This window comes from Tomitella gaofuii (genome assembly GCF_014126825.1).
Classification (GTDB): Bacteria; Actinomycetota; Actinomycetes; order Mycobacteriales; family Mycobacteriaceae; genus Tomitella; species Tomitella gaofuii.
Map to the genome: position 1 here is coordinate 859,938 of NZ_CP059900.1, position 14,259 is coordinate 874,196.

Here is a 14,259-nt window from a genome sequence, read left to right on the forward strand (position 1 = left end):
GGCGCGCGCTCCTACGATGCGGGCATGACCTCATCGGATGTGACAGGGAGTGCGCAGGCGTCGGCCGATCCGGTCGACACGCGGCTGATGCTCGCCGGCGGCTGCGAGGAGGCTGCGGCCGTCCTCGGCGTCGCCGTGTCCACTGGTGCCACTTTGCCGTTCAGCGTGGTCAGGCTGCTTGCGCGGGTGCAGAACGACCTCTACGACATCTCCGCGCGGGTGCGCGCGGTGGCGCGCGGAGACGATCCGCCCGTGGAGCTCAGCGACGTCTACGTCGACCGTGTGGACCGTGCCGTCGAGCATTACGAGGCGATGCTCGCGCCGGCCGTCGTCGCGGCATTGCCGGGCGGCACGCACACGGGTGCGTCGTTGCATCACGCGCGCACAGTCGTGTTCCGGGCGGAACGCGCCGCCCGCGCCGTCGGCGCCGATCCGCTGATCATCCGCTATCTCGTGGCGCTGGAGGTCCTCGTCGTCGTCCTCGCCCGGCTGGCGAACGCCGAGCACGGTGACACCGACTGGCAGCCGGGACTTTCCGGACGGCTCGACGAGGTCGAACTCTGGGAGCCGCTCCCCGAGGGCTGGGGGCCCTGAACAGTCGAGAAGGACCAGCGGGAACCCGCCCGGAACAGCGACGCGTGAGAGGGGATCATGAGTTCAAGCACCGAGGAAGGCTCCGCGATCGATGAGCCGACGCAGGCACGAGAGCCGCGGAACCCGTTCAGTTCCAAGGGGCCCAAGGCCATCGACCCGGTCGTGTTCTGGATCGCGCTGGGGCTGATCCTCGTCTTCGTCGTCCTCGGCGCCGTCTTCCCCGACGAGACGGGCCGCGTCGCGGGCACGGCGCTCGACTGGGTCATCGCGAACCTGGGATGGGCGTTCATCCTGGCGGTGGCAGGATTCGTCACCTTCACGCTGTGGCTGGCGCTGAGCCGGTACGGCCGCATCCCGTTGGGCCAGGCGGGGGACAAGCCCCAGTTCTCCAACGTCTCGTGGATCGCCTTGATGTTCGCCGCGGGCATGGGCGTGGGGCTGGTGTTCTGGGGCGTGGCGGAGCCCATCACCCACATGATGGAGCCCCCGCCGGACTCCGGAGTGGAGGCCGGCACCCGCGGCGCCGCACGCGTGGCCATGCAATATTCGTTCTTCCACTGGGGGATCCAACCCTGGGCGATCTACGGCGTCGTCGGGCTGGCGCTGGCGTACTCCACCTACCGCAAGGGCCGGGGCAATCTGCTGTCCGCGCCGTTCACCCCGCTGATCGGCGACCCGGAGAACGCCGCCGGCCGGGTGATCAACATCTTCGCGATCGTCGTGACGAAGTTCGGCTCGGCGACCTCCCTGGGCCTGGCGGGCCTGGAGATCGCGGCGGGCCTGTCCTATGTCTTCGGCCTCGACGCCAGCAACAATGTCGCAGTCATCTCGATCCTCATCCTCACCGTGGTCTTCGTCATCACCGCGGTGTCCGGCGTGGAGAAGGGGATGAAGCACGCCAGCAACATCAACCTGGTCCTTGCTTTCGCTTTGATGATGTTCGTCCTGATCGCCGGCCCCACGGTGTTCATCTTCGACATCTTCGGGCGCTCGTTCGGCGACTACCTGTGGAACTACATCCCGATGACCTTCCACACCGCGGGGTTCGGCAGTGAGGCGCTCAACGGGTGGCTCTCCAGCTGGACGATCTTCTACTGGGCCTGGTGGGTGTCCTGGGCACTGCACGTGGGGACGTTCCTGGCGCGGGTGTCCAAGGGGCGCACGATCCGGGAGTTCGTCGCCGGCGTGGTGATCGTTCCGGCGCTCGGCGGGATGGTGTGGTTCGCGGTCTTCGGCGGCGCCGGGCTGAAATCGCAGCTCACCGAAAGAAACGACCTGTGGCGGGTGATGCAGGAGACCAACGCCGACGGCGGGTCCGGCCCCGCGGCGGCCCTGTTCTCCTTGCTGCAGGAGTACCCCTGGTTCTCCGTCATCGGCACGCTGGCGATCATCCTCGTCGCCATCTTCTTCATCACCGCGGCGGACACGGGTGCGATGGTGCTCGGAATGCTGTCCTCGCGCGGTATCCCCGAGCCGCGACACGTGATCAGCGTCATCTGGGGCGCGATGAGCGCCGCCGTCGCCATCGTCCTGCTCTACGTCGGCGGTCTCGACGCGATCGAAACCTTCGTGATCCTGGCGGCGTCACCGTTCATGCTGCTGATGATCGGGATGGCGGTGAGCTTCTACCTGGATCTGCGGCACGATCCGCTGCGCACGCAGATCGCCCCGCCCGTGCGCAAACACGCGCCCGACCCCGTCGACACGTCGATCGAGGAACGCCGACGGGAACGGGCGGAGGCGAAGAGGCGGGGCGGCGCGGAGGACTCCGCTACGTCGGGGACCGCGGCCGAGGAGATCGCGGGCGGGGCCCTGCTCGGCGACCCGCAGACGGTGGACGACCGCACCGAAGGAAGGGGCGGACCCGACTCGCGGTGAACGGTGCGCCGATCGTCGCCCGTCCGGGCGACGATCGGGCGTCACCGGTAGTTGACGAACTGCAGCGCGATGTCGAAGTCGCTCGACTTGAGCAACGTGATCGTCGCCTGCAGGTCATCGCGCTTCTTGCTGGACACGCGCAGTTCATCACCCTGGATCTGCGCCTTGACGCCCTTGGGGCCCTCGTCCCGGATCTTCTTGGAGATCTTCTTGGCCTTGTCCTGGTCGATTCCCTGCACCAGCGAGCCTGTGATCTTGAACGCTTTCCCGGAGGCCTGGGGTTCGCCGGCGTCGAAGGCCTTCAGCGAGATGTCGCGCCGGATCAGTTTCTCTTTGAACACGTCGAGCGCCGCCTTGACCCGTTCCTCGGCCTCTGCGGACAGCACGACCGTCTCCTCGCCGGACCATTCGATGCGGGCTCCGGTGCCGCGGAAGTCATAGCGATTGGCCAGCTCTTTCGCCGCCTGGTTCAGCGCGTTGTCCACCTCCTGGCGGTCGACCTTGCTCACGACGTCGAAAGACGAATCTGCCACCGGTTCTTCTCCTCGGGTCGGGGTGATGCGCCGGCCGCCGTACGCGCCGGCTCCCGACAGACGTTATCGCCGGGGACGGCTCGTTGGCCAGCCGATTTGCATGTTCCCGGATGCGTGCGTGTAGTGTGCCTATCGCGCCCGGCGGTCGTTTCCGCCGGGAGACGCACGGCAGGTTGCCCGAGCGGCCAATGGGAGCGGACTGTAAATCCGCCGGCTTACGCCTACGTAGGTTCGAATCCTACACCTGCCACACTCACGCGAATGCCCCTGTTTCCTTGTGGAACAGGGGCATTCGCGTTTCCGGGCCGGTCTGCCGACGACCCGGAGCCCGGCCGCGGTGGAGCGCATGGAGGGCCGTCGGCCGGCGATTTTGCGATGCGGGGCGGCTGTGTGTACTCTCGTGAAGGCTTGACCGCGAGGAGGTGGTCGGTGCACGCCTGATGGTGTGTGTCGGCATGGCTTGTACTCCACTCCGATGCACTTTTCAGCGCATCGGATGGACCGGCTACACTTTCCCGTGGCGAAGACACGCCCCCTTAGCTCAGTCGGTAGAGCGTTTCCATGGTAAGGAAAAGGTCGACGGTTCGATTCCGTCAGGGGGCTCGCGCGGGTGGACGGCTTGGCGGAATGTCCAGGGCGTCGCCCAGCAAGGCGGTGTAGCTCAGTCGGTAGAGCAAGCGGCTCATAATCGCTGTGTCGCCGGTTCAAGTCCGGCCACCGCTACCGAAATGGAAGTCCCGCGGCCGATGGCCGTCGGCTTAGTACCCCTGGGGCGCGGCTGACAGAGCCCACCCACAGACCGACCCGAAGGAAGGCATCTCGTGGCTGCCACCGACGTCCGTCCCAAGATCACGCTGGCCTGCGAGGTTTGCAAGCACCGCAACTACATCACCCGCAAGAACCGTCGGAACAATCCCGACCGTCTTGAGATGAAGAAGTTCTGCCCCAACTGCGGCAGCCACCAGGTCCACCGCGAGACCCGCTGAGCTCGCAGTCGGTCCGGGCCGACACGCAAGCGCGGCAGTGACTTCGGTCGCTGCCGCGCCTTGTCATGTGCGGACCGGGCGCTGCCGGGCGGCGGCCGGCTCCGGAACGTCCGCGGCCGGGGACCAGCACGCACAAGAAGGGGAGAGCGATGCCACTGCCACCGGGCTTCGACGACACGCACTACCACGTCGACGACATCTATCAGGTCGCCCGCGACAAAGTGCGCGAGTTCGCGCTCGCGGTCAAGAGCGAGCACCCTGCCCATCACGATGAGCGGGTGGCGCGGGATCTCGGATACTCCGGGCTGGTGGCGCCGCCGACATTCTTCGCGATCTTCGGGGCGCTGGCGCAGCGCCGGCTCCTCGAGCTGGGTGGCCTGGACCTGACCCGGGTGATGCAGACCGACCAGCGTGCGGAGTTCCACAAGCCGCTGGTGGTCGGTGCGCACCTGAGTTGCGAGGTGTCCGTGGACTCGGTACGCGCGATGGCGGGCGCCGACATCATCGTGACCAAGAACGTCGTCGCCGACGCGGACGGTGAGCCGGTGCTGACGACCTATACGACAGTCGTGCACCGGGAGCTCGCCGCCGACGACGAGGGCGCGAACGACGAGATCATGGAGGCGGTTCGAGCGCTATGACCGGAACCGAACGCCAGGGGGGCGCGCACGAGGCGTCCGAGGCGGAGCAGATGACGGTCCGTGTCGGTCGCCGGGACTTCGACTCGGTCGCTGTGGGGGACGCCCTCACACCGCGCACGGTGTCCGTCGGCCGGGCCGACCTGGTGCGGTACGCGGGGGTGTCCGGCGACCTCAACCCGCTGCATTGGGATGACGCCATCGCGGCGAGGCTGGGACTCGACAGCGTGGTCGCCCACGGGATGTTCACGATGGGGGTCGGCGCCGGCTACATCTGCGATTGGGTGGGGGACCCGGGTGCGATGCTCGACGTCAGCGTCCGATTCACGAGCCCGGTTCTGGTTCCGCCGTTCCCCGCGCGCGCGGAGGTGGAGCTCACCGGCAAGGTCAAGTCGGCAGACCCGGCGGCTCGCACGGTCGTCGTCGCGCTGCAAGCGAAGTCCGGTGGGAAGAAGGTGTTCGGGCGGGCTACGGCTACAGTGCAACTCGCCTGAGGCTGCGCCTCGTTTGCGGTCCGCCGGGGTGCATGCAGTACACTAGGACTTCTGCGAGGGTGCGAAGCCTCACGGTGTTCCCCCGCGGCCGTCAGCGCTGCGTCGGGCGGCCCGGTTTTCCGTCGGGTCGCGGGGCCGGTAGGGTCGCGGGTACCGCATACAGTGTCTGTCGTGCGGGCAGGATCATGCGTGGGGCTTGTCCACGCAGTGGGTCGGTGACGGAGCATTCTTCCGGGGCCGGCCAAAGGGGCGTAGCTCAATTGGCAGAGCAGCGGTCTCCAAAACCGCAGGTTGCAGGTTCAAGTCCTGTCGCCCCTGCCCACGATCGCCGAACACTTCGGTGCCGGTCAAGGAGAGGAATGCGGTGAGCGACGAGCAGGACATGGCTTCCGGCGGCGCTCGGCCTACCGGGAAACGCGGCCGTGCCGATGCCGTCACCACCGTGCCACGTCCCAAGGTCCGCAAAAGGCCGGCCTCAGAGGGGGGCGAGTCGCGGGGCAGCCGTAATCCGTTCTCCCTGATGCTCCGGTTCCTGCGTGAAGTCGTCGCGGAGATGAAGAAGGTCATCTGGCCGACCAAGCAGGAATGGTTCACCTACACGGTCGTCGTCCTGGTGTTCATCGTGGCCCTGATCGGACTCACCACCGGACTCGACATCGGCTTCGGCAAGGCCGTATCCGTGGTGTTCGGCTGAATCAGTAGTGTTCGGCGGAGAGGATCCACCGGTACGGTGGGGCGGGGCGTCCTGGGCGAGGATGTGGACGCGCCGGCGGATCAGAGCAGGTCGCTGACAGCGTCGGGCGGGGCGGAATCGCGCCCGCCCTTCAGAACGCAGGTGACGAGACTGAAAGAAAGCGAGTGCCCAGTGAGCACCCACGAAAGCGATGCCGAGCAGTCGGACGTCGAACTTCCCGGCGTGCCGGCCGACGATGCAACGGCGGCCGCGGAGGTCGACGCGCCGGGTGCTCCTGATACCGACGACAGCGCCTCGGCGCCCGGCGAGGCCGCCTCGCTGTTCTCGGACGGCACCGCCGCCGCGGCCCCCGCGGACGAGCAGGCCGTGGCCGCGGGGGAGGACGAGGTGACCGGGGACGTCGTCGTCGACACCACGGAGACCGGCGCTGCGGAGACCGACACCGCAGAGGACGGCGCTGCGGAGACCGGCACCGCGGAGGACGGCGGCGAGGAGCCGCAGATCGACCCGGAGCGCGAGCTGCGCAGGGAGCTGCGCCGCCTCGAGGGCGACTGGTACGTCATCCATTCCTACGCGGGCTACGAGAACAAGGTGAAGACCAACCTCGAGACTCGCGTGCAGAACCTCGATGTGGGCGACTACATCTTCCAGGTGGAGGTTCCCACCGAGCAGGTCACCGAGATCAAGAACGGCCAGCCCAAGCAGGTCAACCGGAAGATCCTGCCCGGCTACATCCTCGTCCGGATGGAACTCAACGACGAGTCGTGGGGCGCCGTGCGCAACACCCCCGGCGTGACCGGCTTCGTGGGCGCCACCTCGAAGCCGTCCCCGTTGAGCCTGAAGGACGTCGTCAAGTTCCTGCTGCCCCAGGGCGAGAAGAAGAAGTCCGGGGCAGGCAAGGTGTCGGCGTCGGCCGCCGGCGAGTCGGCCGCGAGGCCGGCCGTCGAGGTCGATTTCGAGATCGGCGAGTCCGTGACGATCATGGACGGGGCCTTCGCGACGCTGCCCGCCAGCATCAGCGAGGTCAACGTCGAACAGCAGAAGCTGAAGGTCCTGGTGTCCATCTTCGGTCGTGAGACGCCGGTGGAACTGAACTTCGGGCAGGTCTCGAAGATCTGACCGGGCCCTTCACGCATCGATGACAGCCCCGGCCGCAAGCCGGGGGCAGTGATAGGAAACGAAAGATGCCCCCCAAGAAGAAGAAGCTCGCTGGGCTCATCAAGCTCCAGATCCAGGCAGGCCAGGCCAACCCGGCCCCGCCCGTCGGTCCGGCGCTCGGTCAGCACGGCGTCAACATCATGGAGTTCTGCAAGGCCTACAACGCCGCGACGGAATCGCAGCGCGGCAATGTGGTGCCGGTGGAGATCTCCGTCTACGAGGACCGCTCCTTCGACTTCAAGTTGAAGACGCCTCCGGCGGCGAAGCTGCTGCTCAAGGCGGCCAACGTGGCCAAGGGTTCCGGCGAGCCGCACAAGAACAAAGTCGGTTCGGTCACCATGGACCAGGTCAAGGAGATCGCCAAGACCAAGGAGCCGGACCTCAACTCCAACGACATCGATGCCGCCGCGAAGACCATCGCCGGCACCGCCCGTTCCATGGGTATCGAGGTGAAGGGCTGACCCGTTCCCGGCGGCCGTGCGCCCCGGGGGACGCGATCCCCGTTCGATACCGGAACCGTGGGAGGGCCGGCCAGGCCCGTCACCACGACTGACCTCAAAGGACAGCACACTCATGGCAAAGCGCAGCAAGGCGTACCTCGCCGCGGCGGAGAAGATCGACGCGGCGAACCTCTACACCCCCCTTCAGGCCGTCGGACTGGCCAAGGAGACCTCCTCGTCGAAGATGGACGCGACGGTGGAGGTCGCGATGCGGCTCGGCGTGGACCCCCGCAAGGCGGACCAGATGGTGCGCGGCACCGTCAACCTCCCGCACGGCACGGGCAAGACCGCCCGCGTCATCGTCTTCGCGGCGGGCGCGAAGGCCACTGAGGCCGAGGAGGCCGGCGCCGACGCGGTCGGCGCCGAGGATCTCATCGAGCGCATCCAGGGCGGCTGGCTCGACTTCGACGCGGCGATCGCCACGCCCGACCAGATGGCGAAGGTCGGCCGCATTGCGCGCGTCCTGGGCCCGCGCGGCCTGATGCCGAACCCCAAGACCGGTACGGTGACCAACGACGTCGCGAAGGCCGTGGCCGACATCAAGGGCGGCAAGATCAACTTCCGCGTGGACAAGCAGGCGAACCTGCACGTCGTGATCGGCAAGGCGTCCTTCGAGCCGAACCAGCTCGTGGAGAACTACGGTGCCGCCATCGATGAGGTGCTGCGGGTCAAGCCGTCCTCGGCGAAGGGGCGCTACATCAAGAAGGTCACGATCGCGACGACCACCGGACCGGGCATCCCGGTGGACCCGACGCGCACCACGCGGCTTCTCGACGACAGCGAGTAGAGGTACGCACAAGGCTCAGCGGCGGGATCGCCGACCGCCGACCGGCACGAGGGCCGGCCGCTCCCCACGGGGCGGCCGGCCCTCTGCGTTGACACCGGCAGGGGGTGGTGTGGTGCGCTTCGTCGGCGTCGGGTAGTCTTCTCGCAGAAGTTCGACTCGATCGAAGTTCTACCGAAGACCGTTGGACACCGTCTGCTTCGCGCAGGCGGACGAAGGTCCGGGAGCGACCCGGCGGCCCACGCAGGAGAACGAGGTTGGGGAATGCACGGGCGCCTTCGGGTGCCCCGACGCGGTTCCCCTCACACGCCCCGTGCGCCCTGCGCCGGGGCGTCAGTCGTCTCCGGGCACACGAGTGCAAGAAAGGAGGCGAAGCATGGCCAAGCCGGAGAAGGTCACCGCGGTTGCGGAGATCGCCGAACGTTTCCGGGAATCGCACGCGGCCGTCGTGACGGAATACCGTGGACTCTCGGTCCCCGCACTGATGGAGCTGCGTCGCGCACTCGGTTCGGACGTCACCTACTCGATCGCCAAGAACACGCTGGTCAAGCGTGCTGCGGCGGAGGCCGGTGTCGAGGGGCTGGACGACCTGTTCGTCGGTCCCACGGCGATTGCCTTCGTCAGGGGAGAGGCCGTGGACGCGGCCAAGGCGATCAAGAAGTTCTCCAAGGACCACAAGTCGCTGGTCATCAAGGGGGGCTACCTCGACGGCGCCACGCTGAGCGTGGATGAGGTCGAGAAGTTCGCTGATCTCGAATCGCGCGACGTCCTGCTGGCGAAGCTCGCAGGCGCGATGAAGGGCAACCTCACCAAGGCCGCCGGGCTGTTCAACGCCCCGGCCTCCCAGGTTGCGCGCCTGGGTGCGGCGCTGCAGGACAAGAAGGCCGCGGAGGGCGACGCCGCCGCGTGATCCGCGCACGCGGGCCACGTACACACCGATGCGCACGCGCGTGCGCACCCCACCTCGTCCGACACGCGGCGGGTGGGGACCAGACTGACAGGAAGGACCGCCACCATGGCGAAGCTCAGCACTGAAGAACTGCTCGACGCTTTCAAGGAGCTCACCCTCCTCGAGCTCTCCGAGTTCGTGAAGGCCTTCGAGGAGACCTTCGAGGTCACCGCGGCCGCCCCGGTCGCCGTCGCAGCCCCGGGTGCCGCCCCGGCCGGCGGGGATGACGCCGCCGCCGAGCAGGACGAGTTCGACGTCGTGCTCGAGTCGGCTGGCGACAAGAAGATCCAGGTCATCAAGGTCGTCCGCGAGGTCGTCTCCGGGCTGGGCCTGAAGGAGGCCAAGGACCTCGTCGAGAGCGCCCCCAAGGCGATCCTGGAGAAGGTCGACAAGGAGGCCGCCGACGCGGCGAAGGCCAAGTTCGAAGAGGCCGGCGCCAAGGTCACCGTCAAGTAGGACTGCGGGCCGCACGGCCGGTGCCCGGTACGGAAGGTCACGAATTCGTATCGGTTTGCATGCATGAAGGTGGACCACCCCACGGGGTGGTCCACCTTTGCTTTTGCCGCGCAGGATGTCGCTGCGGCGGCGCGGAGGGAGGCGCAGAGTCGCTCTCTCTGTGACCGGGAAGTGGGCCCCGCGGTGTGATGTGTGGTGGAATACATCCTGTCCGGGCCGAGGTCCAGCACTCCCCGTAGGCGGTGTCGGGGCACCGACGGGGCCGGCCGGTCCTTCGGCGCCACGCGGGGTGGGCCCGCGGGCGGCGCGTGCGACAGGACATGGTGGCGAACGGAGGATCTCTTCCCCCATCGCCTACTGACCCGTCAGTAGCCCGGTGGACGGCGGGGATGACCTATGGGATAAGGTGACGCGAACCACATCAGGGATGGTGTGGTGAACATTCGTGGGAGGTGTCGTGGGAGTCGAGGTCGCGGTCGAGGGACTCACCAAGTCTTTCGGTTCACAGAACATTTGGCAGGACGTGTCGTTGACGCTCCCCGCGGGTGAGGTCAGCGCGCTGCTGGGGCCTTCGGGTACGGGCAAGTCCGTCTTCCTGAAGTCCCTGATCGGGCTCCTGCGCCCCGAGCAGGGATCGATCGTCATCGACGGCACGGACATCCTGCAGTGCTCGTCCAAGGAGCTCTACGAGATCCGCCAGATGTTCGGCGTGCTCTTCCAGGATGGCGCACTGTTCGGTTCGATGGATCTGTTCGACAACGTGGCCTTCCCCCTGCGGGAGCACACCAAGAAGAGCGAATCCGAGATCCGCAAGATCGTCATGGAGAAGCTCGACCTCAACGGGCTCATCGGCGCGGAGAACAAGCTCCCGGGCGAGATCTCCGGCGGCATGCGCAAGCGCGCTGGCCTGGCGCGCGCGCTGGTGCTGGATCCGCAGATCATCCTCTGCGACGAGCCGGACTCGGGCCTCGACCCCGTCCGCACCGCGTACCTGAGCCAGTTGATCATCGACATCAACGCGCAGATCGACGCCACCGTCCTCATCGTGACGCACAACATCAACCTGGCCCGTACGGTTCCGGACAATCTCGGCATGCTCTTCCGTAAGCAGCTGGTGATGTTCGGCCCCCGCGAGGTGCTGCTGACGAGCGACGAGCCTGTGGTCGAGCAGTTCCTCAACGGACGCAAGATCGGCCCCATCGGGATGTCCGAGGAGAAGGACGACGCCCAGATGGCGGCCGAGCTGGCGGCGCAGGCCGCCGGCCACCACGACGGCTCGCCGGAGGAGGACGTCCGCGGCATCGTGCGCCAGATGGAGGCCAGCCCCGGCATGCCCGAGCGTCAAGCGGTGGGCCGACGGCAGGCGCGTGTCCGCGAGATCCTGCACACGCTGCCCGCCGACGCGCAGAAGGGCATCATCGCCAGCCTGGAGGGCCGGTACGGGCCGGACGAGTTCGGCGAGGACTACGGTTACGAATCGGAGCAGGAGGGGGCGCATCGCGCGCCTTCCCACAGCGCCTCCGATCCCGATACGGAGGTCTTCGCGTCGGCGGACCCGCAAGGGCCCCCTGCTGAAGGCAGATCGTGACGGACGCCGCCGTCGGCTTCCGGGAGAACCGGTTCGTCGACGCAGCCGTTCGCGGCGTCGAGGGGGGACTTCGCCAGGCAGGGCTGATGTTCCAGCTCTTCGTGGACGTCGGCCGGGCCGCGTTGCAGCGTCCGTTCCAGTTCCGCGAGTTCATTCTGCAGGCGTGGTTCATCGCGTCCGTGACGATCCTGCCGACCATCCTGGTGGCGATCCCCTTCGGCGCGACGGTGTCGCTGCAGACGGGATCGCTGATCAAGCAGCTCGGCGCGGAGTCATTCACCGGCGCGGCCAGCGTGGTGGCGGTGATCCAGCAGGCGAGCCCGCTGGTGGTGGCGCTGCTGGTGGCCGGCGCGGCGGGTTCCGCGGTGGCAGCGGACCTCGGTTCGCGGACCATCCGTGAGGAGATCGATGCGATGCGGGTGCTCGGTATCGATCCCATCCAGCGGCTGGTGGTGCCGCGCGTGCTGGGGATGGTGCTCGTCGCCGTGCTCCTCAACGGGTTGGTCAGCGTCGTCGGCGTGGCGGGCGGCTACTTCTTCAACGTGGTGGCGCAGGGCGGCACGCCCGGCGCGTACCTGGCGTCGTTCTCGGCGCTCGCGCAGCTTCCGGACCTGTGGATCGGTGAGATCAAGGCCGCCGTGTTCGGTCTGATCGCCGCGGTCGTCGCGGCCTACAAGGGCCTCAACCCCAAGGGCGGCCCCAAGGGGGTGGGCGATGCCGTGAACGAGGGCGTCGTCATCACCTTCCTGTTGCTGTTCTTCGCGAACATCATCCTCACCGCCGTGTACCTGTCCCTCGTTCCGCCGAAGGGAGCGTGAGCGCCCATGACGATCGCGCGTGAACGCAGCATGCTGGGGATGCGTGCCAAGCGGGCGGCCCGCGTTCCGGTCGACGTGCTCGACCGTGCCGGCGACCAGATGTCCTTCTACGGGCAGGTGCTGGTGTGGATACCCCGGACGGTGACGCGATACCGCCGTGAGGTGGTGCGTCTGCTGGCCGAGGTGTCCTTCGGAGCAGGCGGTCTCGCCGTCATCGCGGGCACCGTCGGCGTCATCTTCATGATGTCGCTGTTCGTGGGCGTCGTCGTGGGCATGGCGGGGTACGCCTCCCTCGACCAGCTCGGCGCCTCGGTGCTCACAGGTTTCCTCTCGGCGTATGTCAACACGCGCGAGCTCGCCCCGCTGATCGCCGCGCTCGGCCTTTCCGCCACGGTCGGTTGCGGTTTCACCGCGCAGCTCGGTGCCATGCGGATCTCCGAGGAGATCGACGCGCTCGAGGTGATGGCCGTACCGAGCGTGCCGTTCCTCGTGTCCACCCGCGTCATCGCGGGATTCATCGCGGTCATCCCGCTCTACATCGTGGGGCTCCTCGCGTCCTACCTGGCGTCCCGACAGGTGAACACGTGGATGAACGGTCAATCACCGGGCTCCTACGACCATTACTTCAATCTCTTCCTCTCGCCGATCGACGTCCTATGGTCGTTCGGCAAGGTGCTCATATTCGCCTTCGTCCTCATCCTCATCCACTGCTACTACGGCTATTCCGCGTCCGGCGGCCCCGCCGGCGTCGGCGTCGCGGTGGGCCGGGCGGTGCGCACCGCGATCGTGATCATCGCGGTCCTCGACTTCTTCCTGAGCCTCGCCATCTGGGGCACCACGACGACGGTCAGAGTGGGGGGCTAGCCCATGGACTCCCAGGGTTCGACGTTGCGCCGCAGACTGCTCGGGGTGCTGCTGTTCGCGTTGGTCATCGGGTTCGTGGCGGTGACGGTGTTGCAGTACAACAAGGCGTTCTCGACGTATACGAGTATTTATCTGGTCACCGATAGTGCGGGCAATGCGTTGCCTGAGCGTGCGGATGTGAAGGCGCGGGGGGTGATCATGGGCACGGTCGGGTCGACGCAGGCGCACGGGGACAAGGTGGTGCTGCGGCTGGATCTGGATCCGGCGTTGGCGGAGCAGGTGCCGCCGTCGGCGACGGCGCGTCTGTTGCCGAAGACGTTGTTCGGTGAGCGGTATGTGGCGTTGCAGATTCCGAAGGGCGCCGAGGGGCATGTGTCGGAGGGGGACACGATCTATCAGGATGCGTCGGGCAATGCAGTGGAGATCGGGCACATGCTCGATACGGTGTTGCCGATTCTGCGGGCGGTGCCGCCGCAGGATCTGTCGGTGACGTTGACGGCGATCAATCACATGCTCGAGGGGCAGGGGGAGGCGATCGGGCGGGGGATCGAGCAGCTCGATGAGATCACCGATCAGGTGGTGGACCGGTTGCCGGATGTGAAGGCGGATATCCGGGGGATCGCGGAGTTCGCGCGGACGTATCAGTCGGCGGCGCCGGATCTGGTGGATGCGCTCGATAATCTGCGACGACGAACACGACCGTGGTGCAGATGCAGGATCGGATCCATGAACTTCTTCTGGCGGGGGCGGATACGGCGCGGGCGTCGTCGGATCTGATTGATCGGACGCGGGGGGATTTCGTGGCGGTGTCGGCGCAGTCGGTGCGGCCGTTGGAGGTTTTCGCGGACGCGTCGCCGGCGTTCGGCTGCACCTTCGACTCGTTCGCCGAGATCCATGAGCGCGGCAAGAAGATCGTCGGCTACAACGAGCCCAACCCGGGGATCCGGGTGACGCTCGAGCTGGTGAACCCGCGCGGCCGCTACCTGCCGGACCAGGACGAGCCGCGCCTGTTCGACACGCGCAAGGCGCGGTGCTACCCGAAGGCGGTGCCCGGGCAGAACTATCCGATCCCGGACGGCACCCTCAACGACGGGTCGTATCAGCCGCCGGTGATCAATACGGGCGGGGCGCCGACGCTGTATCCGCCGGATCCGATGTATGCGGCCGAGCCGGAGTCGCAGTACCGGGGTTCGCAGTCGGAGCAGAAGGCGCTGGCGCAGGTGTATGCGGCGGCGTCGGGTGCGGACGCGGCGTCGATTCCGGGGTGGACGACGGTGATCGGGGCGCCGTCGCTGCGCGGCAACGAGGTGGTGTTCAAGTGAGGC

At 67.4% G+C, this 14,259-nt stretch carries 15 protein-coding genes, 4 tRNA genes and 1 pseudogene; 19 read left to right on the top strand and 1 reads right to left on the bottom strand.

The window, feature by feature from the left end; translation table 11 throughout:
- The first annotated feature begins 24 nt into the window (after positions 1 to 24).
- Together H4F70_RS04000 and H4F70_RS04005 are read left to right on the top strand one after the other, a co-directional pair.
- The gene (locus tag H4F70_RS04000; protein WP_182359114.1) at positions 25 to 594 is read left to right on the top strand and encodes an ATP:cob(I)alamin adenosyltransferase; all 570 of its coding nucleotides are present in this window, start codon (positions 25 to 27) and stop codon (positions 592 to 594) included.
- Between the two features lie 57 nt (positions 595 to 651).
- The gene (locus tag H4F70_RS04005; RefSeq protein ID WP_182359115.1) at positions 652 to 2,472 is read left to right on the top strand and encodes a BCCT family transporter; all 1,821 of its coding nucleotides are present in this window, start codon (positions 652 to 654) and stop codon (positions 2,470 to 2,472) included.
- A gap of 41 nt (positions 2,473 to 2,513) precedes the next feature.
- Here the strand turns inward: H4F70_RS04005 and H4F70_RS04010 are convergent, their stop codons facing one another.
- Positions 2,514 to 3,005 (bottom strand): YajQ family cyclic di-GMP-binding protein, encoded by a 492-nt coding sequence (locus H4F70_RS04010; RefSeq protein ID WP_182349421.1) that lies wholly within the window; start codon positions 3,003 to 3,005, stop codon positions 2,514 to 2,516.
- Between the two features lie 167 nt (positions 3,006 to 3,172).
- Between H4F70_RS04010 and H4F70_RS04015 the strand changes: the two genes are divergently transcribed.
- From H4F70_RS04015 to H4F70_RS04095, 17 genes and pseudogenes are all read left to right on the top strand, one after another.
- Positions 3,173 to 3,255: transfer RNA gene (locus tag H4F70_RS04015), tRNA-Tyr, on the top strand.
- Positions 3,256 to 3,535: 280 nt separating this feature from the next.
- Positions 3,536 to 3,608, top strand: a tRNA-Thr gene (locus H4F70_RS04020).
- A gap of 47 nt (positions 3,609 to 3,655) precedes the next feature.
- Positions 3,656 to 3,728, top strand: a tRNA-Met gene (locus H4F70_RS04025).
- A 98-nt stretch (positions 3,729 to 3,826) separates the two neighbouring features.
- Complete coding sequence (gene rpmG / locus H4F70_RS04030; RefSeq protein WP_182349420.1) at positions 3,827 to 3,991, top strand: 50S ribosomal protein L33; 165 nt, start codon at positions 3,827 to 3,829, stop codon at positions 3,989 to 3,991.
- Between the two features lie 149 nt (positions 3,992 to 4,140).
- Positions 4,141 to 4,632: a (3R)-hydroxyacyl-ACP dehydratase subunit HadA gene (gene hadA / locus H4F70_RS04035; RefSeq protein ID WP_182359116.1), complete on the top strand. Its 492-nt coding sequence runs from the start codon at positions 4,141 to 4,143 to the stop codon at positions 4,630 to 4,632.
- Positions 4,633 to 4,682: 50 nt separating this feature from the next.
- Entirely contained in the window at positions 4,683 to 5,123 is a 441-nt protein-coding gene (locus tag H4F70_RS04040) for a MaoC/PaaZ C-terminal domain-containing protein (protein ID WP_182360163.1), read from the top strand.
- A 245-nt stretch (positions 5,124 to 5,368) separates the two neighbouring features.
- Positions 5,369 to 5,441 (top strand) — tRNA-Trp (locus H4F70_RS04045).
- A 46-nt stretch (positions 5,442 to 5,487) separates the two neighbouring features.
- Positions 5,488 to 5,817, top strand: coding sequence for a preprotein translocase subunit SecE (gene secE / locus H4F70_RS04050; protein WP_182359117.1), 330 nt, complete (start codon positions 5,488 to 5,490; stop codon positions 5,815 to 5,817).
- Between the two features lie 171 nt (positions 5,818 to 5,988).
- The gene (gene nusG / locus H4F70_RS04055) at positions 5,989 to 6,936 is read left to right on the top strand and encodes a transcription termination/antitermination protein NusG (RefSeq protein ID WP_372497610.1); all 948 of its coding nucleotides are present in this window, start codon (positions 5,989 to 5,991) and stop codon (positions 6,934 to 6,936) included.
- Between the two features lie 65 nt (positions 6,937 to 7,001).
- Positions 7,002 to 7,436 carry a 50S ribosomal protein L11 gene (gene rplK / locus H4F70_RS04060; protein WP_182349417.1) on the top strand — a complete coding sequence of 145 codons (435 nt, stop codon included), beginning with the start codon at positions 7,002 to 7,004 and terminating at the stop codon, positions 7,434 to 7,436.
- 112 nt (positions 7,437 to 7,548) lie between these two features.
- Positions 7,549 to 8,262, top strand: coding sequence for a 50S ribosomal protein L1 (rplA, locus tag H4F70_RS04065; protein WP_182359118.1), 714 nt, complete (start codon positions 7,549 to 7,551; stop codon positions 8,260 to 8,262).
- A gap of 373 nt (positions 8,263 to 8,635) precedes the next feature.
- A complete protein-coding gene (rplJ, locus tag H4F70_RS04070; protein ID WP_182349415.1) occupies positions 8,636 to 9,169 on the top strand; it encodes a 50S ribosomal protein L10 in 534 nt (177 codons plus the stop codon).
- 105 nt (positions 9,170 to 9,274) lie between these two features.
- Positions 9,275 to 9,664 (top strand): 50S ribosomal protein L7/L12, encoded by a 390-nt coding sequence (gene rplL, locus H4F70_RS04075; protein ID WP_182349414.1) that lies wholly within the window; start codon positions 9,275 to 9,277, stop codon positions 9,662 to 9,664.
- Between the two features lie 457 nt (positions 9,665 to 10,121).
- The gene (locus tag H4F70_RS04080; protein WP_182359119.1) at positions 10,122 to 11,252 is read left to right on the top strand and encodes an ABC transporter ATP-binding protein; all 1,131 of its coding nucleotides are present in this window, start codon (positions 10,122 to 10,124) and stop codon (positions 11,250 to 11,252) included.
- An 86-nt stretch (positions 11,253 to 11,338) separates the two neighbouring features.
- Positions 11,339 to 12,070 (top strand): MlaE family ABC transporter permease, encoded by a 732-nt coding sequence (locus H4F70_RS04085; RefSeq protein WP_182360165.1) that lies wholly within the window; start codon positions 11,339 to 11,341, stop codon positions 12,068 to 12,070.
- A gap of 6 nt (positions 12,071 to 12,076) precedes the next feature.
- Positions 12,077 to 12,934 carry an MlaE family ABC transporter permease gene (locus tag H4F70_RS04090; RefSeq protein WP_182359120.1) on the top strand — a complete coding sequence of 286 codons (858 nt, stop codon included), beginning with the start codon at positions 12,077 to 12,079 and terminating at the stop codon, positions 12,932 to 12,934.
- 3 nt (positions 12,935 to 12,937) lie between these two features.
- Positions 12,938 to 14,256: pseudogene (locus H4F70_RS04095) on the top strand (MCE family protein).
- Positions 14,257 to 14,259 lie beyond the last annotated feature (3 nt).

Excerpts from the sequence above, each read along its gene's own strand:
- rplK (WP_182349417.1), top strand. The coding sequence starts at position 7,002 with ATGCCCCCCAAGAAGAAGAAGCTCGCTGGGCTCATCAAGCTCCAGATC.
- H4F70_RS04090 (WP_182359120.1), top strand. The coding sequence starts at position 12,077 with ATGACGATCGCGCGTGAACGCAGCATGCTGGGGATGCGTGCCAAGCGG.
- rplJ (WP_182349415.1), top strand. The coding sequence starts at position 8,636 with ATGGCCAAGCCGGAGAAGGTCACCGCGGTTGCGGAGATCGCCGAACGT.
- H4F70_RS04040 (WP_182360163.1), top strand. The coding sequence starts at position 4,683 with ATGACGGTCCGTGTCGGTCGCCGGGACTTCGACTCGGTCGCTGTGGGG.
- hadA (WP_182359116.1), top strand. The coding sequence starts at position 4,141 with ATGCCACTGCCACCGGGCTTCGACGACACGCACTACCACGTCGACGAC.
- rplA (WP_182359118.1), top strand. The coding sequence starts at position 7,549 with ATGGCAAAGCGCAGCAAGGCGTACCTCGCCGCGGCGGAGAAGATCGAC.
- H4F70_RS04005 (WP_182359115.1), top strand. The coding sequence starts at position 652 with ATGAGTTCAAGCACCGAGGAAGGCTCCGCGATCGATGAGCCGACGCAG.
- rplL (WP_182349414.1), top strand. The coding sequence starts at position 9,275 with ATGGCGAAGCTCAGCACTGAAGAACTGCTCGACGCTTTCAAGGAGCTC.
- H4F70_RS04085 (WP_182360165.1), top strand. The coding sequence starts at position 11,339 with ATGTTCCAGCTCTTCGTGGACGTCGGCCGGGCCGCGTTGCAGCGTCCG.
- H4F70_RS04000 (WP_182359114.1), top strand. The coding sequence starts at position 25 with ATGACCTCATCGGATGTGACAGGGAGTGCGCAGGCGTCGGCCGATCCG.